The 543-nt window shown below is 64.5% G+C and carries 2 protein-coding genes; one reads left to right on the top strand and one right to left on the bottom strand.

The window, feature by feature from the left end; all coding sequences use genetic code 11:
• Positions 1-192, top strand: a 192-nt coding sequence (locus B2W70_RS01425) for a helix-turn-helix domain-containing protein (protein WP_286742171.1), incomplete at its 5' end; no start/stop codon positions are given.
• A 15-nt stretch (positions 193-207) separates the two neighbouring features.
• On the opposite strand, the gene B2W70_RS01420 is transcribed toward B2W70_RS01425, so the two are convergent.
• Positions 208-543, bottom strand: a 336-nt coding sequence (locus B2W70_RS01420; RefSeq protein WP_286742169.1) for a phosphate ABC transporter ATP-binding protein, incomplete at its 5' end; no start/stop codon positions are given.

Genomic DNA, 543 nt, shown 5'->3' with positions numbered 1-543 from the left:
GGGCAGACGCCTGCCGACTACCTGGCCTCATGGCGCGTCTCAGTGGCGCAAGGCATGCTCCGGTCTGGTCGCCCCCTGAAGCATGTGGCCATGGACGTGGGCTATGGCAGCACCAGTGCCTTTGCCCGTGTATTCGAGCGCAAGGTGGGTCAACTGCCGTCGGTGTGGTTGAAGCAGCAGGTTCAGCCCTGACCGCTGCCCCGAAGGCTAGCCCGCAGCCCCCGACACATAGGCCTGTGTGAGCCGATCCCTGGGTGACTCGAACAACTGCTGGCAGCGCCCAAACTCCACCAAGGTGCCCATGCGTTCTTTCATCCAGAAGAACGCGGCGAAATTGGCGATGCGCCGCGCTTGGGCCAGGTTATGGGTCACGATGACCACGGTCAGGCGCCCCCGCAGGCGGGCAATGAGCTCCTCCACCGTGCGCGATGACATCGGGTCCAGGGCGCTGCAGGGTTCGTCCATGAGCAGCACCTCGGGTTGCAGCACCAGGGCCCGAGCGATGCACAAACGTTGCTGCTGTCCACCCGACAGCGACATGTA

It is taken from the genome of Aquabacterium sp. UBA2148, from assembly GCF_002328915.1.
Taxonomy (GTDB): domain Bacteria; phylum Pseudomonadota; class Gammaproteobacteria; order Burkholderiales; family Burkholderiaceae_C; genus Aquabacterium; species Aquabacterium parvum.
Note: the sequence above shows the minus strand (reverse complement) of the source record. Positions and strands in the feature narration are given on the sequence as shown.